Source organism: Polyangium jinanense (assembly GCF_028435365.1).
This window is the reverse complement of the sequence record NZ_JAGTJJ010000013.1, coordinates 58,728-81,995: the sequence shown is the minus strand read 5'-3', so window position 1 is coordinate 81,995 and position 23,268 is coordinate 58,728. Positions and strand designations below refer to the sequence as shown.

Here is a 23,268-nt window from a genome sequence, read left to right as displayed (position 1 = left end):
GCGCCGGGAGACGGACGCCTCGGCTGCATGGTAGCGTCGCGGCCCACTCCCGTGACACCGAGCATGCTACGCCCCACGCCCTTCTCCAGCACCAAACGGAAGCTCGCCGTCGGCTTCTCCACCTTCGCCCTCGCGCTCGTCGCCGTCCCCGCGCTCGCCTTCGCCCAGGCGCCGCCCAGCAAGGGGACCGACATGGAGATCGACCCTGACGCGCCTCCTCCGCCGCCGGCCGAGCCCCCGCCGCTCCCGCCCGCGCAGGAGGGCGACTGGGGCGTCGGCGGCTCGGAGGAAGAGGGGAAGTTCGCGCCGTCCGGCAAGACGGGCGCGAAGAAGAGGGAAGAGGATGAGAAGGCGGAGGAGGCGAAGGCAGAGAACTACCGCGCGCTCCCGCCGCGCGAGGTCGGCGTCGACATGGTGATCGGCTTCGGTGAGATCCGCGATGTCCTCAGCGATACGGATCCCACCGACGTCACCGTCGCCTCGTTCGTTCCGTACTTCTTCTGGCGTCTGAACGAGACGTGGGCGATCGGCGCCCGCGTGCCCTTCGCGACGGGCAGCGTCGACGGTCCGATCGAGAACCCCGTCGACTCGTTCGTGCTCGGCAACATCGAGGTGAGCGTGCATGCGCGCTTCAAGTTGAAGCGACGCATGACGCTACCCGTGAGCCTCGCGATCGCCCTGCCTACCGCGCAGGGCGACATGTTCCCGGAGCAGGATGCGGCAGGCGCGAGGCCGCAGGCGATCTTGAACCAGGCCGTCGCTGGCGCGCGTGGCTGGGAGGAGCAAGCGCCCTACACGCCGAACCGTCTCGGCGCGACGCCGAGCGTCGGTTTCGCTTACGACACGCGCCTCTTGCACTTCGCGGCGAGCACGAAGTTCGAGCTCATGATCAAGACGGGCGGCGGCGCGCCCGAGAGCGAGGCCGCCGGCACGTTGCACTCGCCCGCGTACAACTGGGTGACGAGCGCGTCGTTCTTCTACGACTTCCTCGACGGCATGATCTCGCCGGGCCTGCGCGCGTGGCTCGCGGTCTCCCAGCAGCCGGTCACCAAGGGCACGAGCGACTACTCCGGCGCGCAGTTCGTGATCGAGCCCGACGTGAACAGCACGATCCCCGTCGGCAAATCGCTCGCCGTGCGCGCGGGGCTCGGATTCCTCGTCCCGCTCGGCGGCCCGCTCGGCGGCTCGAATGGCGCGACCATCAACGGTTTCCGTCTTCGCGCCGGTCTCGCGTTCTGACTTCCGGACAAACCCGGAACAACGTCTGCTGGAGGCCGCTCGCCGAGTCTGTAAGTCTCGGAAATCAGGCCATAAAACGTCATCGTCCACGCTGGCGGACAACCTCCTCGCAGCTATCGTGCTTCGCCCCGGCTGCAAACCGCCGGCCGTTGCGACCGTTTTGGTCGACTGCGCGCCGGATCGGATGGGCCGGGCGACGAGGTGCGACGCGATGGGATGGCTCTCGAGATTCGAAAAGCGGCTGGGGCGTGTGGTCGGTCCGGTGGTCGTTCTGATCATCGCGGTGACGATCGGTGCCCTCGTCTACTCGCTGCGAGGACCGCGCGAGGGGACGATCTCTTACACCGAGCTCACGCAGATCACGGGATCGCAGGCGGTCACCGAGGTGCGCGTGGAGGGTGAACGCTTCTCGATCCGGGGTGCCGACGGTTCTCTTCGCGTGGGCATCGTCGGTGACGAGGAGGCGCGGCACGCGCTCGTCGACAAGTTCGCCGCAGCGGGCATCGCGGTCGAGTACGGCTCGCGCGAGGGATCGGCGGGCGCGCGCGCGGCGACGGCGCTCGCGCCGATCGCAGTGATGCTCGCGCTCGGCGCCGTGGGCCTCGGCATGCACCGCAGGAAGAGCCGCGCGCACTTCTCGGAGGGCCAGTCGCCCGGCGTTGGCAAGGTCCGCTTCACGGACGTCGCCGGCATGGACGAGGTCAAAGAGGCGCTCGCCGAGACGGTGGAGTTCCTCAAGAACCCCGAGCGCTTCGGCCGCCTCGGCGGACGCGCGCCGCGCGGCGTGCTGCTCACGGGTGAGCCTGGCACGGGCAAGACGCTCCTCGCGCGCGCGGTCGCGACCGAGGCTGGCGTCCCGTTCCTCTCCGCGTCCGGTTCGAGCTTCCAGGAAATGTTCGTCGGCGTCGGCGCCTCCCGCGTACGCAACCTCTTCGCCGAGGCGCGCCGCGTCTCGCCCTGCATCGTGTTCATCGACGAGATCGACGCCGTCGGCCGCTCGCGCGGGCGCGGCGGGGACTCGGCCTCCGCCGATCACGATCAGACCTTGAACCAGCTCCTCGTCGAGATGGACGGCTTCGATCACACGACGGGCATCGTCGTCATGGCCTCGACGAACCGCGTGGACGTGCTCGATCCGGCGCTCCTCCGCCCCGGCCGCTTCGACCGTCAGATCGTGGTGCCGCTGCCGGATCTGCGTGGTCGTCGGGAGATCCTCGAGGTGCACGCGCGGCCGATCGCGCTGAAGGAGGACATCGACCTCGCGCACGTGGCGAAGGTGACGCCGGGTTTCTCCGGCGCGGAGCTCGCGAACCTCTTGAACGAGGCGGCGATCCTCGCGGCGCGCAGCGGCGCGGACAAGGTCGACCTCGAGCACATCGACAAGGCGCGTGATCGCGTGCTCATGGGCGAGGAGCGCAAGAGCCTCGTGATGGACGCGGAGGAGCGGCGCGCGACGGCGGTCCACGAGGCCGGGCACGTGACGGTGGCGCTCGCGTCGAAGCACGCGGACCCCGTGCACAAGGTGTCGATCCTCCCGCGCGGTCGAGCACTCGGCGTGACGCAGGCGCTGCCCGAGCGGGATCGGTTGCTCTACACGAAGGAGTACCTCGAGGATCAGATCTGCATGCTCATGGGCGGTCGCGCGGCGGAGATGGTCGTGCTCGGCACGATGACCGCGGGGGCGGCGGACGACATCCAGCGCGCCGCGTCGCTCGCGCGGAAGATGGTGGCCGAGCTCGGCATGAGTGAGCTCGGGCCGATCAACGTGACGGATCATCCGGGCCACGTGACGCACAGCGAGCACCTGCACGCGCGTGTCGACGAGGTCGCGCGCAAGCTCGTCGAGCAGCAGCTCGAGCGCGCCTGCCGCATCGTCCGCGAGACGCGCGACGGCGTCCTCCTCCTCGCAGAGCGCCTGCTCGAAGCGGACACGCTCGTCGGCGCCGCGATCGTCGCGTGCTTCGAGAAGGGCGCCGATCACGCCGAGGCAGCGCCCGCGGAGCTCGCGGCTTCCGCCTGAAACGTACGTCCCTCCTCGGGCATGCGGATCTGCTCGGCGCTTGCCGGGTCCTCCGCGCGGCGTGATCCTTCTCCGCATGCCCCAACCCCCTCAGCGCTACACCGTTCGACGCGGCGATACCCTCGGGCGTATCGCCGCGCGTTTCGATGTCTCCGTCGGGGCGCTCGTCGACGCGAATGCGGCGACGTACCCGAGCCTCCGCACGAATCCGGGTTTCGTGCGGATCGGATGGGGGCTCGAGATCCCCACGGAGGGCGGGCCGAACGACCGCATCCTGTTCGTTGGGATGAACCCGGGCGCGGTCGTCGAGCACCGCGCGCTCGCGAGCACCGGGGTGGATGTGGTGCCCGTGCTCGACTCGCCCGAGGGCGACGATCGGCTGCGTGTGGCGGGCGTGGTGCACGATCTCTCGACCGAGGAGGGCGCGCTCGGCTTCGCGCGGACGCTCTCGATGTCACCGGATCAGACCGCGGCGATCGCGCGCGTTCTCATCGATGCGCCGCCGGACGCGCGGGACGAGCTCGGCCGGATGGCCGAGGTCTGGGCCGAGGCGGAGAAGGGGCGCTCGATCCCCGCGCGGCTCGTGCTCTCCGGGCACAGCGTGGGCGCGGGCGTGTGGGGCGACGAGAACGGCACGCTCACGCTCGACGCGATCGGTGAACTCGCGACGGCCATGCCTCGCGCGGCGCGTGCGATCGAGGACGTGCACGTCTCGGGCTGTTACTCGGGTGGTCGGTACGCGCTCCTCCGCCTGCAGGCGATCTTCCCGCACGTGGCAACGATCTGGGCCTACGCAGGATCAGCACCCGGCGCGGAGAGCGGCGCGACGACACACGAGGCGCTCTGGGAGCGCGCCACGCGGGGGCGCGCGGAGACGATCGATCGTTCGATCGCGGAAGATACGCGCAAGGGCGAGAACGTCGTCGTCTGGAGCCGCGTCACGGGTCTCGATGACGGCAACTCCGCGCGACCGCTCGAATCGCTGCGCATCGACCTCGCATACTTCGAGCCGCTCCAGGCGCTCTACGACAGCGGCGATCTCGTCGTGGACGACCCACAATCGGGGCAGCTCCGCGACTACTACGACGCGCTGCATGCGCTCCTCGCGCACCCCGACGTTCCCGCGGACGAACGCGCCGCGCTCTCGGCGCGGCGTGATCACACGGTTCGCCTGCTCTACTACCGCAGGACCGTCGCGCCTCGGTTCGCGGCACACCACGCGGAGGTGATCCGCGACGGATACCGGAGCCTCGGCCTGCCTGCCGTCGACTACAGCGTGCTCTCGCGCCGTGACGCGCTCGCGCAGATCGAAGCGTTCTCGAGCCGCGCCCGCGCAGCCGGCGCGCCCGAGGCCGCGGTCGTGCTCGCGAACCTGCTCGAACGCGGCCTGCGCGACCTCGATCCTGCGGTGATCCCCGACGGCTGGGTCTAGCTGCTGGGCTTCGCGGAGGGCGGCGCTGCGGCGGCTTGCTCCGCGGGCGGCGGCGTCGAGAGCGGGCTCCGCGTGGAGAGCGCGCGCATCCATGCCGCGATCGTCTCGCTCGCGGGCGCGGGCCAGCCCATGCGGCTGAACCTGCGCAGGAGCTCGGGCGTGTGATCGCCGGTGCGGCTCGGATCCTGGAACGCCTTGCGCGCTTGATCGAGCTCGTGCGCGGCGTCCTGGAACCGGCCCTCGTGGTACGCGAGCCACGCCCGCGTGAGCGCGAGGTGTTGCTTCGGCTCGGCCTCGGCGAGCCCCGTGGCCTCGCACTCGGCAAGTGCCGCGCGCGCGACCTCCGCTTGCCCACGTTCGAGCGCGATCTGCGCGACGATGATCTTGATCTCGACCTGCCCCCACGGATCGGCGAGCCGATCGAAGAGCGCCGTCGCGGCGCGCGCGTGCGCGTCCGCCATGTCGAGCTGACCCGCGTCGAACGCGGTCATCGCGAGCAGACGCTCGCACGCGCCCTCGCCGCGCGGGTTGCCGAGGTCGCGGAAGCTCCGGCGCGACAGGAGCGCCACCCGCCGCGCTTCTTCGAGCCGACCTTCGCGGTGATCCGAGTGCGCGAGCGTGACGTCGCACTGGGCCATGCCGAGGCGATAGCCGATCGCGTCGAACTCGGCGCGCGCCGTGCGGAGGAGCGCGCGCGCCTTCTCGGGCGATCCGCCGGACTGCTCGACGAAGCTGTGCAGCACGAGGCACTGCGCGTGGCCGAGGCGATCACCGACGGCCTGGAACTTGGGCCCTGCGCTCTCGAGGATACGGGCCGCTTCGAGGTGATCGCCGAGCAGGAAATCGATCTCCCCGATGATCACTTCGCAGAGCGCTTGCCCGTGCGTGTCGCCGAGCGACCGGAACATCTCGAGCGCCTTCGCCACGAGCTTGCGCCCTTCGGCGGGCGCGGCGAGATCACTCGCGGCGTGACCGAGGAGCCGGAGACACGCGGCCTCGCTCTCGGGATCCCCTGCTTCGTGGAAGAGCCTGCGCGCCTCTTCGGCCTCACGGCGGCAGTCTTCGAGCCTGCCCGCGTGCCGCAGCGCCTCGGCGCGCCACCTGCGATGCCGCGCGAGCAGCAAACCTTCGAGCCGACCGTCGAGGAGCGACAGATCGCGCAGCGTCGCCTGCACGTCGCGCTTGCGCCCCCACGACTCCGCGATCGATCGGTGCAAGAGCTCCGCGGCGACGTTCACGTCGCCCGCGCGGACGAGGTTCATCACGCGGTGACGCACGATGCGCCGGCTGCCTGCGTCGGGGTGATGCGCGAGCGCGTTCGCGGCGGCGCGCAGCACCGCGGCCGCGTCGGGCTGTGCGAAGAGCTGCCCGAGCAGGTGCTCTTGCAAGAGCGCGTGTGGCCATCGCAGGCGCTCTTCGCCGGACGCGAGCAGGATCTGCGCGCGCTTCATCGCGGCCACGGCGCGCTCCGCGTCCACGCCGAGCGCCCCGAGCTCGAGCCGCAGCACGTCCTCGCGGATGTCGCCGCCGAGAGCCGCCGCCGCGCGCGCGCCGCGCCGGAGATCCTCGGGGATCGCGCGCAGCCGCTCCTCCCAGAGCTCGGCCGTCGTGGCCGCGCGCATCGCGAGCTTCGCTTCGGGCACCACGTACCGCCCGTCGCGCAGCTCGATGTGCCCGCCCGTCGCCCACGCATGAACGATCTGCAGCGCGAACAGCGGGTTGCCTTTGCTGCGTTGCGCGGCCTCGACCACGGCCGCCTCGTCGAGCGGCAACGTCTCGCGCAGGAGCGCGTGCGTCTGCGTCGGGTCGAGCGGCTCGAGCGTCAGGCGATCGCCGCCGAGTTCGCGCAAGAGCCACTCGACCCACTCGCGCGCGACCGGGTCCGTCATGATCGCCTCGTCGCGCACGGTGCCCACGATGAGCAGCCGGAGGCCCGGCGTCTCGCGGTGGAGCCGCGCCATCCCTTCGAACGTCGTCGGCGATCCGTGATGCAGATCGTCGAGCATCAAAAGAAGCGGACGGTTCTTGGCGATCTTTTGCAGCGCGTACTGCATCACGCGCCACCGCGTCTCCGACGAGAGCGCGAAGCGTTTGCCCGTCGGGCCGATCGCGTCGCCTTGCGACGAGGGCCGGATCCACTCGGCCGTCGCGGCGACCCACATCTTGCCTTCGTCGTCCTCGGGCGCGACCTCCCACTGGTTCAGGAGGACTTTTTCGACGACATCACGCACTTCGCGCTCGAGCCGATAGTGCTGCACGATCGCGCCGACCACGCCGTCGAGCGGCGCCGCGATCTTCCGGTACCGCGCGCGCAGCGGCACCACCAGGCCACGCTCGTGCACCTCCTCGCAGAGCCACTCGGCGAGGCGCGATTTGCCCACGCCGGCTTCGCCCGAAAGCAACAAGAAGCGGTGTTCTGGGCTCTCCGACGTGGCGATCTGGTTCGCCACGTCGAGCAAGCGCGAGCGCTCCGCCGCGCGCGCAACGAAAGGGCTCGGCCGCAGCCCGAGCAGGCCCGTCGTGGTCACCTGCGAGTCGAGGTAGTTGCTCTCGACGACGAGCGGCGAGTCGCGCAGCGGCATGGACATCGGCGGCGCCGCCGAGGGCCTCGGCGTCGCCGTCGGGTCTCCGCTGCGCGGCCGCATGCGCCAGAGGAGCGCGCGCGCGTCGGCCGCGAACTCGAAGCGCTGCCACGGCCGCTTGTTCATCAAGCGCCGCACGAGCGGAACGATGTCCGGCGGGATGCCTGGACGGAGCGGCACCTCGGGCAGCGGCGAGCTCTTGTGTTTCGCGAGCAGTTCCTCGTCCGTGCCCTCGTACGGCTCGCGGTTCGCGAGCATCGTGAACAGGACGCAGCCGAGCGAGTAGAGGTCCGTCGACGGACCCACGTGTGGCGCGGCGTAACGGATCTGCTCCGGCGCCATCCACCCCGGCGTGCCTGCGCCCCAGCGGATCGTCGGCTTCGAGACGGGCGAGCCGTCGAGCCTGTGATCGACGCGATCCTGCATGAGCCACGCGAGCCCGAGATCGAGCACGTGCACCGTCGGCGGTTCCGAGTCGTCGTGCGGGATGTCGACGAGGATGTTCGAGGGCTTGAGATCCCCGTGGATGACGCCGCGCGCGTGCGCATGCGCGAGCGCGGCGAGCACGTCGTCGGTGATCTTCCAGATGAGCGGCCACGGCAGGCCGCCTTCCTCTTGTGCGAGGTAGAGCCACTCGTGCAGCGAGCGACCCGGCACGGCATCCATCACGAGGAACGGCGTGCCGTCGGCGAGCGCGCCGAAGTCACGCGCGCGCACGATGCACGGGTGCGAGAGCGCCGCGAGCGCGCGGGCCTCCTCGTGGAACCACCACGCTTCCTCGGCGCGTGGTCGCGCCCCCGGTCGGCTCAGGACCTTCACGGCCACACGGTCGTCAGCCACGAGGTCGCGGCAGAGGTAGACGACCCCCATGCCGCCACGCCCGAGCTCCCTCCGAACCTGGTACCGTCCGGCCAAAATCTTGCCGATCGTGCCGGTTTGCTCGCTCATCGGACGGGCGACTATATCGCGCCCCTGGCCGCTCGGCACAGCGACGAGACGGCTTGTTTTCGCGCCCGATCTGTCAACCTCGATCCAACAATGCTACGTTACGGAACATGTCGAACACGGTGAGGCTGCTCGCGTTCGCGGGGGCGCGAGACGTGCTCGGTGCGTCGGAGCTCGTCTTTCCGCTCGACGCGCCGTGCACCGCGGAGGAGCTTCTTCACCACGTTTGCAGCCGTTTTCCCGCGCTCGTGCCGTATCGGCGATCGATCCGCGTCGCGGTGAACGGCGCGTATGCGCGGCCCGACGAGGAGGTCCGGTCGGGGGACGAGGTCGCGTTGATCCCGCCCGTTGCGGGAGGATGAGGCGATGGCGGTGGTGAACGATCCAACGGTCGAGAAGCGGCGCTCCTTGCCGATGCTCGGCGTGCGCTCGCTCGTGCCGACGCGCGTTTCGGCCGGCCCGCCGCCGCGCAGCGTGCGTGTCTCCGTGACCGATCGGTGCGACTTCGCCTGCACGTACTGCCGGCCCTCGCGAAACGACGGCTACGCGGACGGCCGCCTCATGACGCCGGCGTGGAAGACGATGTTCGAGGCGCTACGCCGCGCGGGCGTGCGCCGCGTGCGGCTCACGGGCGGCGAGCCCCTCGTGCATCCCGAGATCGTCGCGATCGTCGCGCACCTCTCCTCGCTCGGCTTCGAGGATCTCGCGCTCACCACGAACGCCTCGCAGCTCGCACGCCTCGCGCGGCCGCTGCGCGACGCGGGACTGCATCGCGTGAACGTCTCGATCGACACGCTCGATCCCGTCCGCTTTCGCGAGGTCACGCGCGGCGGAGATCTCGACGCTGTTCTCGCGGGCATCGACGCCGCGATCGAAGCGGGGTTCTCCCCGATCAAGCTGAACACCGTCGTCCTGCGCGGCGTGAACGAGAACGAGCTCGAGCGCATCTTGCTCTGGGCCTGGGAAAAACGGCTCTTGCCGCGGTTCCTCGAGGTCATGCCGATCGCCGAGGGCGCCAAACTCGTAGCCGATCATCTCGTCACGGCGGCCGAGATGCGCCGCGCGCTCGACGCGCACCTCCTCCCCGAGGAGGCCGTCACCGATCCGGGCCTCGGCCCCGCGAAGTACGTGCACGCGCGCCACGATCCGGCGCTGCGCGTCGGGTTCATCACGGGCACGAGCGACACGTTCTGCGAGACCTGTGATCGCCTGCGCGTCTCGTCGACGGGCGTCTTGCGTCCTTGCCTCGCCACGGACGACGGCGTCGACGCAGGGGCTCCTGCGCGCGCGGGCGACGCGGAGGCGATCGTCGAGCAGATCGGGCTCGCCTGGTCGATGAAGCCCGACGGCACGATCTGGAAGGGCTGCACCGAGGAGACCGCCGCGGGTGTGTCCATGCGCGCGATCGGCGGGTAGGATCCGGCCGCCGTGAACGAAGTGTTTTCATTCGAAGCCGAAGAGATCGGCCCCGCGCTGGATCTCGTCCCTCTGGCCGCGCGACGCGCGCTCGATCACGCCGGGCTCCGGCTGCCACTCGAAGGATGGCGCTCCCTCGCGTTCGAGGATCGACGGCGGATCACACGCGCCGGCGCCGAGGCCGTCGTCGACGTCGCGACCGTCAACGAGGTCGTGCAGCAAGCCCACCCGCCTGCGCTCCCGATGCCACTCGCCGTGGATCCGAGCTCGGATCACCTGCCCGAAGGCCTGCGCGAAGCTTTGCCGACGGGTCGATCGATCGACGCACGCACGTGGGCCTCACTCTCGGGGCTCGTTCGTTTTTCTCTCGTGCATTGCGTCCGCCGCGCGGCGAAGCGTGGCGATCCGACGATCCTCTCCGCCGCGCTCGACGTCCTCGTCCCGCGCGCTGCGGTGCACGCGACCGATGCGACGAGCCTCTCCTCGCACCTCGGTCCTCGCGGGGATGTTCGGATGGTCGACGTCGCCGAAAAGCAGCCGACGCAGAGGCGCGCGGTCGCCGTCGCGCGCGTGCGCATGCGGCCCGAGACCGCGGCTCGCCTCGCGCGTGGCGACACGCCGAAGGGTGAGGTGCTCGCGACGGCGCGAATCGCCGGCATCATGGCCGCCAAGCGCACGCCGGAGCTCATCCCGATGTGCCACGCGATCGCCCTGACGCACGTGGCCATCGCGCTCGACGTCGACGAGGCTGCCGCGCGCGTGACGATCACGGCGAGCGCCGAGGCCACGGACAGGACCGGCGTGGAGATGGAAGCGATGGTGGCCGCATCGGTCGCCGCGCTCACGCTCTACGACATGCTCAAGGGCATCGATCGCGAGATGGTCGTCGAGGACGTGATGCTGGTGGAGAAGAGTGGTGGCCGATCGGGCCACTTCCGGAGGTCGCCGTGAGCACGACGCGTATCCGTCGCGAGGCGCTTTCGCTCGACGAGGTCATCCAGATCGTGGCGCGTCCCGAGGCCGGCGCGATCGCCACCTTCCTCGGCGTCGTTCGCAACATGAACGACGGCCGCGCCGTGAGCCTGCTCGAATACGAGGCCTACGGCACCATGGCCGAGGCCGAGCTCCAGCGGATCCTCGAAGAGCTCGAGCGCGAGATCCCGGGCGTTCGTGTCGCAGCCACGCACCGCATCGGCGCTCTCCACGTCGGCGACGTCGCCGTCGCATGCGCCACGAGCGCCCCCCATCGCGGCGAGGCGTTCCGCGCGTGTCGCGAGCTCATCGATCGCATCAAGGCCAGGCTTCCGATCTGGAAACGCGAGCACGGCCCCGACGGGCCTTACTGGGTCGGCTGGGAAGACGCGCGCTGCGCACCCGATCACGGCGAACACGAGCATCACGCGCACGCGCACCACGAGAAGCGCTGACCTCAGAACGCGTCGATCCGGATCGCTTCGAGCTCGCTCCCGTCCTCGACGCTCCCCTGGCTCGCGGGCACCACCACGAGCACCTCTGCCTCGGCAAAACTCGTCACCGCGCCCGACGCCTGATTCGGCAGGATCCGCGCGCGCACCGGGCCCGTGCCCGGCTCGATCCGCGCGCGGACGAACTCTTCGCGGCCCGGCGTGCGCTCGTACGAGCCCACCACGACCACGCGCTCGCGACGCGGGAGTGGCGCCGGATCGCCTTGCAACGCGCGCACGAGCGGCGCGCCGAAGAGCAGCCAGGTGAGCGATGCGCTCGCGGGATTGCCGGGCAAACCGAGCACGTGCGTGTCGCCGGCACGACCCACGGCGATCGGCTTTCCCGGCTTGATGGCCACGCGCCAGAAATCGAGCGTCACGCCGGCCGCTTCGAACGCGGGCCGCATCACGTCACGATCCCCGACGCTCACGCCGCCGATCGTCACCACGAGATCACTTCCGCGCAGCGCCTCCACGACTGCCGCGCGCGCGACATCGAGGTCGTCCGGCACGTACGCACCCACGCGCGCGATCGCCCCGATCTGCCGCGCTGCAGCCGCCACGAACACACCGTTCGACTCGGCGATCGATCCGGGCTTCCCCGGCTCACCTGGCGATCGCAGCTCGTCGCCCGAGCACAGGATCGTCACCACGGGCCGCTGCGCGACGAGCACGAAAGGACGATCGAGCGCCGCCGCGAGAGCCGCGTGACCCGGCGTCATCCGCGTGCCCCGCGCGATCGCCACCGCGCCTTCCGCGAGATCGGATCCACGCCGCCGGATCCACGCGCCCGCGCGCGGCGCCTCGCGGATCACGATCACGTCGCCGCGCCGCTCGACGTTCTCCTGCATGATCACGGTATCCGCGCCCTCGGGAAGCCGAGCGCCGGTGAAGATCCGGCACGCGGTCTTCGGAGCAAGCGCGGGCCTCTCGCCGCCTGCCGAGCTCTCGCCGACCACGGGCAACTCGAACGGCCCGCCTCCCTCGAGGTCCGCGGCGCGCACCGCGTAGCCATCCATCGAGCTGTGATCAAACGCAGGCATCGGCGCGCGCGCGACGAGGTCCTCCGCGAGCACGCGTCCGGCGGCCTGATCCACGCTCACGCGCTCCTTGCCCACGGGCTTCGCCGCGGCGAGCAGGCGCGCGAGAGCGTCGCGATACGAGAGCATCAGTGTTTCCTCCCGTGCTTGCCGTGAGGATGGCCGTGCGCGGCGTGTTTCCCGCCTCGCCCCGACGCCAGCGCGATCGCGTGCGCCAACGTCGGCGCGAGCAGCGCATCGACCGCGAGCTCGACGGCGCTCGGGCTGCCCGGCAGCGCCGCGATCACCTTGCCTCGCACCACGCCGGCGATCGCGCGCGAGAGGATCGCGCGGGGCCCGATCTGATCCCACGAGAGCCTGCGGAACGCCTCGCCGAAGCCGTCGATCGTCTTGTCGAGCATGGGCTCGATCACCTCGATCGTTCGGTCCCGCGGCGCGATCCCCGTCCCGCCTGTCAGCACGATCGCGTCGGCCGTGTCCGCGTCGCAGACGTAGTGGATCGCCTCGCGAAGCTCGTCCCGCTCCTCGCGCAGGATCGCGTGCGACACGACGGTAAAACCCGCCGCCCGCAGGCGATCGACGAGCACGCGGCCGCCCACGTCGTCGCTCGGCGTGCGCGTGTCGCTGAGGGTGAAGGTGGCGACCTTGAAGACCTCGGGACTTTCGTTGGTTCTCATAAATTCAACGACTTTTCGGCTCGATGACGACCGAGCGGTGCGGCATCGTGAGCGCCTCTTCCATCGGATCCGGATCGAAGTCGAAGTGCCGCTGCCGGAGCGGCCGCTCGGGAAACAGTAGGCGCAGGCGCACGTGTGGCGGCGCTGTCGGGGGCTCCTCGGGCGAAAAGAGCGTGCGCGCGATCTTCCCGCCTGGAAACGGCGAGATCACCGTGATGTCCGTCGCCCCGCGCGCCACGAGCGTGTCGATGAGCGTGTTGTCCGCGGCGCCTCCGTCGAGGTGCACGTCTCCGTCGAGCCGCGGCACGCGCGCGTACACGACCGGGATGAAACACGAGGCCACGAGCACGTCGTGCATGTCGCGACGCTCGTGGTTCGAGTGCACCACGAGCGCGTCCTTCCTCCCCGCGAAGAAGCGCCGCGCGTGCGTGGTCGCCACGAGCAGCTCGGTCTTCGTCCCGTAGAGCTTGTCCTCGGGCAAGAAGCGTTCGAGCGCGCCGCGCAGCACCGCGCTCATCCCGAACGGGCTCCGCTCGCTTTGCAGGTAGCGCCGCGACACGACGGGCGTCTTCGCCATCGAGCGCCAGAGGTCCGGGCCCACGGCCGCGAGACCCGCGACGAGCGCCGCGCCGGAGATGGATCCCGACGAGGCCCCCGCCACGAGATCGAAGCGCTCGCCCGCGGCCACGAGGCGCGAGAGCACGCCGAACTGGAACGCCGCCCGGCAGGCGCAGCCGGGCAAGGACAGCGCTCGCACGCCGAGGTCTTATCAGAGCCCGTGTTCGACGTCACCCTTCGCCGGGGCAGGGGCCTTCGGCGCGGAAGCGTGAGGCTCGCTGCGCGCGTCCATGGCGTCGGCGCGCGCGCTGCGCTACGCACGTCCGCGTGGCAGAGCCGCTGATCCCCTACATCTCGCTCCCCGAGATCCCGCTCGGTTTCCTGCTCGACGTCCCCGTCCTGGGCAAGCTCTTCGACCCGGCTCACCCGCCGTCGATCAAGCCGTTCGGCACGCTCGTCGCGCTCGGCGTCTACATCGGCTCGGTCATCACGATGCACCGTGCGAAGGAGCGCAACCTCGACACGAAGAAGATGAACGAGTTCATCTTCTGGGTCGTCGCCGCGGGGTTCGTCGGCGGACACGTCCTCGACGCGATCTTCTACCACCCGCAGCGCGTCGCTCGTGATCCGCTCTACCTGCTGATGCTCTGGGACGGCCTGTCGAGCTACGGCGGCTTCATCGGCGCGATCATCGGCTGCTTCGCGTACAAGTTCATCAAGCGCGAGAAGGTCCTCCCGTACGCGGACGTCGTCGTCGCGACCTTCCCGATCGCCTGGATCTTCGGCCGCGCCGGTTGCTCCGTCGTGCACGATCACCCGGGCCGCCTCTCCGACGCATGGTTCGCGGTTCGTTACCCGATGGGCAGCGGATGGGTCGGCCGCTACGACCTCGGCCTCTACGAGTTTTTCCTGACGATCCCGCTCGCGATCATCGTCACGATGCTCTGGCGTCGTGGCCCGCGGCCGCCGGGCTACTTCACCGGCGTTATCTGCATGGCGTATGCGCCCGTGCGCTTCGTGCTCGACTTCTTCCGCGAGGAAGAGGGCGCGAGCATGCTCGGCGGCGATCCGCGGTACGGCGGCCTGACGCCCGCGCAATGGGCCTGCTTCGGCCTCTTCGCAGTCGGCGCCTACTTCACGTTCGTGATCGCCAAGAACAAGGCGGTGCCCACGGATGGCGCGCCGCCCGCGGCGGGCAAGAAGAAGCGCAAGAAGAAGGCTCGCCCCGTGGAGAACACGGCTGCGGAAGAGGGCGGCGAGGGCAGCGAGAGCAGCGGCGCGGCGGGGCAGGAGAGCTAGAGGGCGGACAGCAGGTCGCTCGACGCGATCCACGCCGTCGTGGCTCGCGTCGAGCGTGGCTGTCGAGCGTCACTCCGCGTCGAAGAGCGCGGGCTCGGCTTCGACCTTCGGCTGGCTCTTGGCGCGGAAGTTACGCGGGAACCACGCGTCGGGCGCGCGTCGGATGTTGTGGCGATCGGCGAACTTCGTGAACAGGTCGAACCACTCGAGCCCGGGCAACTCGCTGATCTTCTGATCGACGCGTGCGATCGCCTTGCCGTCGAGGCCGTCGAAGAGGAAGCGGATCGTGTGAAGGACGTCTTCCTTGGAGCACATACCGTCGCCGACGGGGGTCCAGGCGAGCTTCAGCGCCGCGGAGACGATCTTCGCCGTCATCGGATCGCGCTGCAGGCGGCGCTTCGCGTGCTCGCGATAAAACGCGTAGTGGCGGAGCTCCTGCTTCATGATCCGCTGGCAGATCTTGTTCAGGATCGGGTGATCGATCCGCTCGATGAGCGCCTGGTAGGCGCTGTACGTCGTGAACTCCTGGATCGTGCCCCAGACCATGTGCACGCCGGGCCAGTGCGTCGGGAAGAGCTTGCCGAGCATGTTCTGCCCGAACTCGTCGATCCGCTCGCCGGGGCTGCGCGAGAGGAACATGTCACGCCGGTACGTCGGAGAAAGCGGCTCGCCCAGCGCTTCCATGAACCTGCGGAAGGCACGTCCGTGGAACTCCTCCTCGTACATCCACACGCAGAGGAAGGGCGCGATCTCCGGCTCCTCGTACACGGCGTTCGTGGACATGAGGGCCTTGGTGTAGAAGAACGTCGAGTTCTCCGTCAGCAGGAAATACCGCAGGCAACGGATCGCCTCGGGGGTCATCGGGTGCTTCGGGACCTCGGACCAGTCGATGTCCGAAAGGTCGACCCTGCCAGACGAATCCATCAAGCGCTCGATGTTGAAGTGCTCCGCCATCGCGTTTTGAACCTCGGGGAACGGGTCGTAACACGATTTACGTCCGACGACGCAAGCGGATCCTCCGTCCCGGTCGCCCGGGCGCCGAACGTCTCCCTACGCCTGTTTTTTTCGCTGCGTAAAGCCTTTCGCCGCCCTGATTTCAGCGACCGAACGGCGATGCGGGAAGGGCGAGACGGGAGGGGTCGGCGAGGCTGCGGAGGCGGGGGCTCGGGGGCTGCCGCGGAGGAATCGACGCGCTCGGGGACGAACGGGCCGAGAGAGGCTCCCTTGACGCGGGAAGTGGGCCATATATCGTGGGCTGTAGCTCGTCCCAGGAGGTACGGTCCTCGCCATCGTGATGCGAGACGCGCCTCTCAGGGAGAGTGTTCGAGGCAAGCAAGAGGGCGCGAGCCTCGAAGGCGAGGCGCTAGGATCGATGGTGCGCAGGTTTTTCGATGGCTGAAGATTCTCGTAAGTTGTTCGTAGCAGGACTGCCCGACTCCATTACCGAAGATGTTCTCCGCGGGCTCTTCGAGGCGACAGGAGGCAACGTCGTCGAGGTGAGCCTGCCGAAGGATCGCGCGACGGGTCGGCCGCGCGGTTTCGGGTTCGTGACGCTCGCGACGAGCGAAGAGGCGAACGCCGCTCGCGAGTCGCTGGACGGCTCGTTCCAGGGCGGCAAGTCGATCTCCGTGCGGCCCTTCCAGGCCGAGCCTCCGCGCCGTGAAGGCGGCGTGGGCGGCGGGCGCCCGATGGGCGGCGGCATGGGTGGTGGAGGTGGTGGCATGGGCGGTGGTGGGCCTGCTGCGGCAGCGCCCGACCGCACTCTCTACGTCGGCAACCTCCCGTACGACGCAAGCATCGAGGAGGTCGAGTCGATGATCACCTCGACCGGCGCAGGCCCCGTTGTGCGCGTGCACTTGCCGATGGACGCGGACGGACGCAAGCGCGGCTTCGGGTTCGTCACGATGGCGAGCGCCGAGGCGGCGAAGGGCGCGATCGAAGCGCTGCGCGGCGTGGACGTGCGTGGCCGTCGGCTCGTCGTCAACCTCGCGCATCCCAAGGGCGAACGTCCGGCTGGCGCGGAGCGTTCCGGCGGCGGCGGCGGTTACGCCGGCGGCGGCGGCGGCGGTTATGGCGGCGGCGGCGGTTATGGCGGCGGCGGTTATGGCGGCGGCGGTGGTGGTGGGTCGAGCGGTTACGCCCCCGCGCCTCCTCCGCCTCCACAACGCAAGACGTTTGACGATCGTCGTCGTCGTGGCGGCGGCGGCGGTGGCCACGACGGGGACGGCCCTGGGGGTGGCGGCGGACGTCGCAACAACAAGAACTGGGGCCGCGACGACGACTGGAGGGACGGCGGAAAAGACGACGAGTGATCGGGCTCGGCGAGCGCCCGAGCGTCGGCTCGGGCTCGCCCGTCACGGCTCGTTTGCGATCTTTGCCCAAGGTCGTGCTCGCCGACGTTGACAGCGGCGGGAAATTCCGTAGGTTACCGCCCTCCTTTGCGCCCCCCGTCGTGGTGGGGTCGTGGAGGGCGGGTTTCGCGGCGCCTCACGCGAGCGTGCCCGTGACCGAGCCGGCGCGAAACCGGTGAGTTTCAGGAGACAGCCATGCGCGACATCATCAAGCTGACGTGCGGCAATTGCAGCCGGGCGAACTACCACACGACGAAGAACAAGCGGACGATGTCGGACAAGTTCGTCATCAAGAAGTTCTGTCCGGTGTGCCGCAAGCACTACGAGCACAAGGAAGGCAAGATCTCGAAGGGCTGATCGGCCTTTCTCGGGATCTGCCTGTGCACGTGGGAATGTGATTGACGGGTGGATCCATGGCATGGCCATGGGTTCGCCCGTGCTTGCTGCTGAACGGGTGTGCCCGACCTGAGCAGGCGCTCTCGTTGCGACCACCTACCATGGATGATAGGACCGCCGTCTGCCCGTGCGGCATGGATGCACGTCTCGGGCGGACCGGACCCCAAGCTTCGAAGGCGATGCGATGATCTTCGACTGGCTCTACGGCCTGTTCTCGAACGATCTCGCGATCGATCTCGGCACCGCCACGACGCTCATCTACGTGAAGGGCAAGGGCATCGTCTCTTGCGAGCCTTCCGTGGTGGCCGTGCAGCGCGACAACCGCGGCGGCAAGAAGGTGCTCGCGGTCGGCCGTGAGGCGAAGGAAATGCTCGGGCGCACACCCGGGAACATCCAAGCCGTGAGGCCGCTGCGCGACGGCGTCATCGCCGATTTCGAGATCACCGAGGCGATGCTGCGTTACTTCATCGCCCGCGCGCACAACCGCCGCACGCTCGTCAAGCCGCGCATCATCATCTGCGTGCCCTTCGGCATCACCGAGGTCGAGAAACGCGCGGTGAAAGAGAGCGCGGAGGGCGCGGGCGCGCGCGAGGTGTACCTCATCGAGGAGCCCATGGCGGCGGCCATCGGCGCCGGCCTTCCGATCACCGAGCCCTCGGGCAACATGGTGGTCGACATCGGCGGCGGCACGACGGAGGTCGCGGTCATCTCCCTGGCCGGCATCGTCTACTCGCAGAGCGTGCGCGTCGGCGGCGACAAGATGGACGAGTCCATCATGGCGTACATGAAGCGCAAGTACAACATGGCCATCGGCGAGCAGACGGCTGAGCGGATCAAGATCACGATCGGCAACGCGTATCCGCTCGAGCAGCAGCTCACGATGGAGGTCAAAGGGCGCGACATGGTCGCGGGCATCCCGAAGACCGTGGTCGTGAACTCGGACGAGATCCGCGAATCGCTTGCAGAACCAACGAATGCGATCGTCGACGCCGTGCTCGTCGCGCTGGAGCGCACGCCCCCCGAGCTCGCAGCGGACATCGTGGACAAGGGGATTGTCCTCACCGGCGGCGGTTCCCTCCTGAAAAATCTCGACGTGCTGCTTCGCGAAGAGACGGGTCTGCCGGTGATGGTCTGTGACGATCCGATCAGCGCCGTCGTTCTCGGCAGCGGAAAAGCGCTCGATCACCTCGAGCTCCTGAAAGAAGTCACGATCAGCTGACCGGAGCGCGTGTGCAGGTAGCGTCCGCGCGTCTCTCGTGGCATCGAGGGAAGAGCGGGGACCTCCCGCGCGTTGCCTGATGCCGCCTTCCCGGCGGCAGCGCCGCCCGAAGCATGAACTTCAAGCGTTACCGCGACCTGGCCATCGTCCTGCTCGCCCTGGCGGTGCCGTTCTGGTTCCTCCGGGCCAGCATGCGTGATCCGGGCAAGGTCACGGGCGCCGACAAGGTGATCGTCCGGATCGCGACGCCCCTCCAGTACGCTGCGGCGACGCTGGCGCGCGGGCTCTCGAACATTTGGGGCGACTACATCTACCTGGTCGACGTCAAGGAGGACAACGCGCGGATCGCCTCGCAGAACGCGCGTCTCCGCGAGCGCGTGAGCAAGCTCGAAGCGCTCGAGGAGGAGAACCGAAGGCTCCGGCGTCTGCTCGATCTGCGCACGAGCGTCCGCACCGACGTCGTGAGCGCGCAGGTTGTCGGGAAAAACACGAACGAGTTTTTCCGCGTCGCGCGCGTGGCCCTCGATCGCGAGTCGCGCGACGTGCAGCCGAACCTGCCCGTGATCTCGCCCGACGGCGTCGTGGGCACGACGCTCAAGGTCTCGGGCGACACGATCGACGTGCGGCTCGTCGTCGACGCAGGCAGCGGCGTCGACGTGGTCGTGCAGCGGACCGGCGCGCGTGGGTTCGTCCGCGGGACGGGCGACGAGACGAAGTACCTCTGCAGCGTGGAGTACGTGCAGCGCACCGACGAGGTGGAGGTCGGCGATCTGCTCGTCACGAGCGGCGTCGGGAAGCGGTATCCGAAGGGCATCCCGGTCGGCAAGGTGACGCAGGTCGTGAAGCGGGACTTCGGCATCTACCAGCAGGTTTACGCGACACCTGCCGTGGATTTCTCGCGGCTCGAGGAGGTGCTGATCGTCACCTCCGCGCCCCCGGAGGAGGCCCAGCCGGCACCCTCGGCGTCTGGCTCGTCCACGCCGCGGCGGTAAGGTCGGGAGGAGGAGAGAGGACGATGCGAAACACCGCATTTCTCGCTGTCGGCGTCGCCCTTCTCATCATCCAGTCGAACCTCTACCGGCTGATCGGGCGGCTGCAGATCGCGGGGATCACGCCGAGCCTGCTCCTGCCGCTCGTGGTGTTCATGGGCGTGCACGAGTACTCGATCGCGCGCGGCGCGGCGCTCGCGTTCTTGCTCGGCTACCTGCTCGATCTGTTCTCGGCCGCGCCCATCGGCCTGTTCACCTTCATCACGGTCGCCACGTTCGTCGTCGCGCGCGCCGCGGGCGTGCGGCTCGCCGCGCAGACGCTCCTCACGAAGGTCGCGCTCGCCTTCGCCTTCGCGCTGCTCGAAGGCGTGCTCATCGTGGTGCTCACGGCGATCTTCGGGACCGACACGGCGAGGCCGCGCGCACTCGCGACGCTCGTCGCGCCGCACGCGATCGGGACGGCGATCTTCGCGCCGCTCGTCTTCAGCCTCGCCGAGCGCGTGCATCAGGCGACCATCAACGTGCCGAGGCCCGGAGAAGGAGGGCAGCGATGAGCCTCGTCGTTCAGCGCTCCGACGTCAGCGAGTTCAGGCGCCGCTTCCGCTGGATCGCGCTCGCGATGGCGGTGCTCCAGCTCATCCTGATCGGGCGCCTGTTCCAGCTCCAGATCATCGAGGGCGACGACAACAAAGCGATCGCCCGCGAGAACATCGTCCGTCGCATCACGCTCGCGACGACGCGCGGGCTCATCCGCGATCGGGGCGGCAAGATCCTCGCGGCGAGCCGGCCCTCGTACAACCTGTACGTCGTCCCCGAGAAGATGGACATGCAGGGGGTATGGCCGAAGCTCGTCGAGTACCTCGGCGTCGGCGTGGACGAGCGCGCGCGGCTCGAAGCGCTGCTTACCACGATCCGCGCGAACGACGGCCCTCGGAAGAGCCAGCAGATCCTCCTCAAGGAGGACATCTCGCGTGACGCCGTGGCCACGCTGCGCACGCACGACGCCGAGCTGCCCTTCGTGGACGTCGTGCCTGTGCCGGTCCGCTACTACCCGTACGAAGAGGTCGGCGCGCACGCGCTCGGTTACATGGTCGAGGTCGACGCGGAGAAGCTGAACCAGCTCCGCAGCGCGGGCTACGTCGAGGGTGATCGCGTCGGCGCGACGGGCATCGAGCGCGCGTGGGAGAGCTACCTGCGCGGTTCGCGTGGCTGGGAGAAGGTGCTCGTCGACGCGAAGGGCCGGCGCAGGCCCGGCGGCGAAGGGATCATCGAGGAGCCGCGGCGCGTCGATCCGATCCCGGGCCGCGATCTCCGACTCACGCTCGACGCCGATATCCAGCGCGCGATCGACAAGGCGATGCGCGGCGAGCTCGCGGGCGGCGTCGCGCTGATCGACGTGCGCACGGGCCGCATCATCGGCCTCTACTCGAAGCCGAGCTACGACCCGAACGCGCTCTCGGGCGGATCGGGCAAGCAGGTCATCCGCGACGCGTTCCGCAGGCTCTACTCGGATCCGCTCAAGCCCGCGCTCGACAAGACGATCTCGGGCGCGTATCCGCCGGGCTCGACGTTCAAGCCGTTCACGGCGCTCGCGGCGCTGGAGAAGGGGCTCATCGATCCGCGCCAGGCGACGAACTGCCGCGGCGCGCTCACCTTCGGCAAGCGCACGTTCCGCTGCACGCACGTCCACGGGCCGGTGGATCTCCACCAGGGGATCGCGGAGTCGTGCAACGTCTACTTCTACCGCCTCGCGGCCGAGCTCGGCGTGGGCATGGACGTCATCGCCGAGATGGGCCAGCGCTTCGGCCTCGGCGCGAGGACGGGTCTCGGCGTGAACGCGGAGGCAGCCGGGCGCATGCCGACGCGCGCCTGGATGACCTTGCGCAACAAGGGCCAGTTCCGACTCGGCTTTGGCCTGAACGCCGCCATCGGCCAGGGCGCGACGACCGTGACCGTCCTGCAGCTCGCGCTCGCGTACGCGGCGCTCGCGAACGGCGGCACGCTCTACCAGCCGCAGATCGTGCGCGCAGTAGAGACGAGCGCGGGCACGGTGGTGCAGGAGTTCGCGCCGCGCGTGCGGCGGCAGATCGACGTGAGCCCCGAGAACCTCTCGCTCGTGCAGAAGGCGCTCTACGCGGGCGTGAACTCCGAGGAGGGCACCGCCTTCAAGGCGCGCGTGCTCGGCGTGGACATGGCAGGCAAGACGGGCACCGCGCAGGTCTCGCACAAGCTCGCGCGTGGCGCCGAGGCCGAACGCGTCTGGTACTTCAACCGCGAGCACGCGTGGTTCGCGGGCTACTCGCCGTCACGCGCGCCCGAGGTCGCAGTCGTGGTCCTCGTCGAGCACGGCGGCGCCGGCGGCAAGCACGCCGCGCCCGTCGCCTTCGAGGTCGTCCGCGCCTACAACGAGCTCGCACGCGAGCGCGGCCCGCGCGCCGGCGTGAACAACGCGGGCAACGCGCGAACGCAGCCGAAACCCGATCGAGGAGGCTCCCCGTGATCCGCGGCGACGTTTCGCCCCGCGCGAGGGATCACTTCGACTGGCCGCTCTTCATCGCGGCGGCCCTCATCGCCGTGCTCGGCGTGGTCAACCTCTACAGCGCGACCAGCGTCTACCAGGGTGTGCGCGCCGAGCTCTACATCAGCCAGATCTACTGGCTCGTGCTCGGCGGCATCCTCGGCGGGATCCTCGTCGCCATCGACTATCGCCACCTCGAGCGCCTCGGCTACGCCATCTACACCTTCGGCGTCTTCTCGCTCGTCCTGGTCTTCATCTTCGCGAAGGACTTGCGAGGCTCCAAGCGCTGGATCGAATTCGGCTCCTTCCGCTTCCAGCCGAGCGAGTTCATGAAGGTCTTCCTCGTCATCGCACTGGCGAAATTCCTTCACGACGATCCACGCAGCGAAGGACGCACGCTGAAGGATCTCCTCGTTCCCGCGCTGCTCACGGGCGTGCCCGCGCTGCTGATCCTGAAGCAGCCCGATCTCGGCACCGCCTCGATCCACGTCCTCGTCTTCCTGATGATCGCCGCGCTCACGCGGGTCCGGTGGAAGAGCGTGCTCACGTTCATCGTGACCGTCGCCTGCGCTCTCCCCATCATCTGGAACTACGTTCTGCTCGACTACCAGAAGGCGCGCGTCACCGTCTTCTTGAAGCCCGAGGACGACATCCTCAAGACCGGCTGGCACGCGCATCACTCGCGCGTGGCCATCGGCAACGGCGGGCTTTTCGGCAACGGGTACATGAAGGGCACGCAGAACCAGTTCAACTTCCTGCCCGATCAGTTCTCGGACTTCCCGTTCCCAGTCTTCGCAGAGGAGTGGGGCTTCGCCGGTAGCGTGCTGCTTGTGCTGCTCTACGGCTTCCTCTGCCTGTGGTCGATTCGCATCGCCTCGCTCGCCAAGGATCGCTTCGGCGCCGTGCTCGGCGTCGGCTGCGGCGCAATCCTCTTCTGGCACGCGTTCATCAACGCAGGGATGGTCTGCGGCATCCTCCCCGTCGTCGGCGTGACGTTGCCGCTCTTCTCCTACGGTGGCTCCAGCGTGACCACGATGCTCATGTGCGTCGCGCTGCTCATGAACGTGTCGATGCGTCGCTACTCGGTCGTTCCCGCGCCTGATCGCCTTTGAGAGGGCGATTGG

20 protein-coding genes are annotated in these 23,268 nt (G+C 69.2%); 15 read left to right on the top strand and 5 right to left on the bottom strand.

All coding sequences use genetic code 11. The features are described 5' to 3' along the window. Positions 1-63: 63 nt before the first annotated feature. From KEG57_RS22870 to KEG57_RS22860, 3 genes are all read left to right on the top strand, one after another. Positions 64-1,239, top strand: a complete 1,176-nt coding sequence (locus KEG57_RS22870) for a hypothetical protein (protein ID WP_272423534.1) — start codon at positions 64-66, stop codon at positions 1,237-1,239. A gap of 211 nt (positions 1,240-1,450) precedes the next feature. Then, positions 1,451-3,259 carry an ATP-dependent zinc metalloprotease FtsH gene (ftsH, locus tag KEG57_RS22865; protein WP_272423535.1) on the top strand — a complete coding sequence of 603 codons (1,809 nt, stop codon included), beginning with the start codon at positions 1,451-1,453 and terminating at the stop codon, positions 3,257-3,259. A 76-nt stretch (positions 3,260-3,335) separates the two neighbouring features. Next, complete coding sequence (locus tag KEG57_RS22860; RefSeq protein ID WP_272423536.1) at positions 3,336-4,691, top strand: LysM peptidoglycan-binding domain-containing protein; 1,356 nt, start codon at positions 3,336-3,338, stop codon at positions 4,689-4,691. Here the strand turns inward: KEG57_RS22860 and KEG57_RS22855 are convergent. Next, positions 4,688-8,221, bottom strand: coding sequence for a serine/threonine-protein kinase (locus KEG57_RS22855; protein WP_272423537.1), 3,534 nt, complete (start codon positions 8,219-8,221; stop codon positions 4,688-4,690). The two genes, KEG57_RS22860 and KEG57_RS22855, sit on opposite strands and share 4 nt — an antisense overlap. A gap of 107 nt (positions 8,222-8,328) precedes the next feature. Here KEG57_RS22855 and KEG57_RS22850 point away from each other — a divergent pair, with 107 nt between their 5' ends. The 4 genes from KEG57_RS22850 to KEG57_RS22830 are packed head-to-tail and all read left to right on the top strand — an operon-like array spanning position 8,329 to position 11,061. Continuing rightward, on the top strand, positions 8,329-8,580 hold the full coding sequence (locus KEG57_RS22850; RefSeq protein ID WP_272423538.1) for a MoaD/ThiS family protein: 252 nt from the start codon (positions 8,329-8,331) through the stop codon (positions 8,578-8,580). Positions 8,581-8,584: 4 nt separating this feature from the next. Next, positions 8,585-9,634 carry a GTP 3',8-cyclase MoaA gene (gene moaA, locus KEG57_RS22845; protein WP_272423540.1) on the top strand — a complete coding sequence of 350 codons (1,050 nt, stop codon included), beginning with the start codon at positions 8,585-8,587 and terminating at the stop codon, positions 9,632-9,634. 12 nt (positions 9,635-9,646) lie between these two features. Beyond that, positions 9,647-10,585, top strand: a complete 939-nt coding sequence (gene moaC, locus KEG57_RS56100) for a cyclic pyranopterin monophosphate synthase MoaC (protein WP_372518203.1) — start codon at positions 9,647-9,649, stop codon at positions 10,583-10,585. After that, complete coding sequence (locus tag KEG57_RS22830) at positions 10,582-11,061, top strand: molybdenum cofactor biosynthesis protein MoaE (RefSeq protein ID WP_272423541.1); 480 nt, start codon at positions 10,582-10,584, stop codon at positions 11,059-11,061. The genes moaC and KEG57_RS22830 overlap by 4 nt, the downstream gene beginning before the upstream one ends. A 2-nt stretch (positions 11,062-11,063) precedes the next feature. On the opposite strand, the gene KEG57_RS22825 is transcribed toward KEG57_RS22830, so the two are convergent. The 3 genes from KEG57_RS22825 to KEG57_RS22815 are packed head-to-tail and all read right to left on the bottom strand — an operon-like array spanning position 11,064 to position 13,571. Beyond that, a complete protein-coding gene (locus KEG57_RS22825; RefSeq protein WP_272423542.1) occupies positions 11,064-12,266 on the bottom strand; it encodes a molybdopterin molybdotransferase MoeA in 1,203 nt (400 codons plus the stop codon). Further along, positions 12,266-12,814, bottom strand: a complete 549-nt coding sequence (locus KEG57_RS22820; protein WP_272423543.1) for a MogA/MoaB family molybdenum cofactor biosynthesis protein — start codon at positions 12,812-12,814, stop codon at positions 12,266-12,268. The genes KEG57_RS22825 and KEG57_RS22820 overlap by 1 nt, the downstream gene beginning before the upstream one ends. Before the next feature lie 4 nt (positions 12,815-12,818). Then, complete coding sequence (locus KEG57_RS22815) at positions 12,819-13,571, bottom strand: patatin-like phospholipase family protein (RefSeq protein WP_272423544.1); 753 nt, start codon at positions 13,569-13,571, stop codon at positions 12,819-12,821. A 128-nt stretch (positions 13,572-13,699) separates the two neighbouring features. On the opposite strand from KEG57_RS22815, the gene KEG57_RS22810 reads away from it, so the two are divergent. Further along, the gene (locus tag KEG57_RS22810; RefSeq protein WP_272423545.1) at positions 13,700-14,671 is read left to right on the top strand and encodes a prolipoprotein diacylglyceryl transferase; all 972 of its coding nucleotides are present in this window, start codon (positions 13,700-13,702) and stop codon (positions 14,669-14,671) included. A gap of 69 nt (positions 14,672-14,740) precedes the next feature. Here KEG57_RS22810 and KEG57_RS22805 read toward each other — a convergent pair whose 3' ends face one another. After that, positions 14,741-15,625 (bottom strand): acyl-ACP desaturase, encoded by an 885-nt coding sequence (locus KEG57_RS22805; RefSeq protein ID WP_272423546.1) that lies wholly within the window; start codon positions 15,623-15,625, stop codon positions 14,741-14,743. Between the two features lie 437 nt (positions 15,626-16,062). Here KEG57_RS22805 and KEG57_RS22800 point away from each other — a divergent pair, with 437 nt between their 5' ends. From KEG57_RS22800 to rodA, 7 genes are all read left to right on the top strand, one after another. Next, positions 16,063-16,983, top strand: coding sequence for an RNA recognition motif domain-containing protein (locus KEG57_RS22800; RefSeq protein WP_272423547.1), 921 nt, complete (start codon positions 16,063-16,065; stop codon positions 16,981-16,983). Between the two features lie 234 nt (positions 16,984-17,217). Continuing rightward, positions 17,218-17,379 (top strand): 50S ribosomal protein L33, encoded by a 162-nt coding sequence (gene rpmG, locus KEG57_RS22795; protein ID WP_136930735.1) that lies wholly within the window; start codon positions 17,218-17,220, stop codon positions 17,377-17,379. A 223-nt stretch (positions 17,380-17,602) separates the two neighbouring features. Next, entirely contained in the window at positions 17,603-18,637 is a 1,035-nt protein-coding gene (locus KEG57_RS22790) for a rod shape-determining protein (RefSeq protein ID WP_136930736.1), read from the top strand. Between the two features lie 113 nt (positions 18,638-18,750). Further along, positions 18,751-19,629: a rod shape-determining protein MreC gene (mreC, locus tag KEG57_RS22785; protein ID WP_272423548.1), complete on the top strand. Its 879-nt coding sequence runs from the start codon at positions 18,751-18,753 to the stop codon at positions 19,627-19,629. Between the two features lie 23 nt (positions 19,630-19,652). Continuing rightward, positions 19,653-20,180 carry a rod shape-determining protein MreD gene (locus KEG57_RS22780; protein ID WP_272423549.1) on the top strand — a complete coding sequence of 176 codons (528 nt, stop codon included), beginning with the start codon at positions 19,653-19,655 and terminating at the stop codon, positions 20,178-20,180. Beyond that, positions 20,177-22,126 (top strand): penicillin-binding protein 2, encoded by a 1,950-nt coding sequence (gene mrdA / locus KEG57_RS22775; protein ID WP_272423550.1) that lies wholly within the window; start codon positions 20,177-20,179, stop codon positions 22,124-22,126. The genes KEG57_RS22780 and mrdA overlap by 4 nt, the downstream gene beginning before the upstream one ends. Beyond that, positions 22,123-23,256: a rod shape-determining protein RodA gene (gene rodA / locus KEG57_RS22770; RefSeq protein WP_272423551.1), complete on the top strand. Its 1,134-nt coding sequence runs from the start codon at positions 22,123-22,125 to the stop codon at positions 23,254-23,256. Before mrdA ends, rodA begins: the two co-directional genes overlap by 4 nt. Positions 23,257-23,268 lie beyond the last annotated feature (12 nt).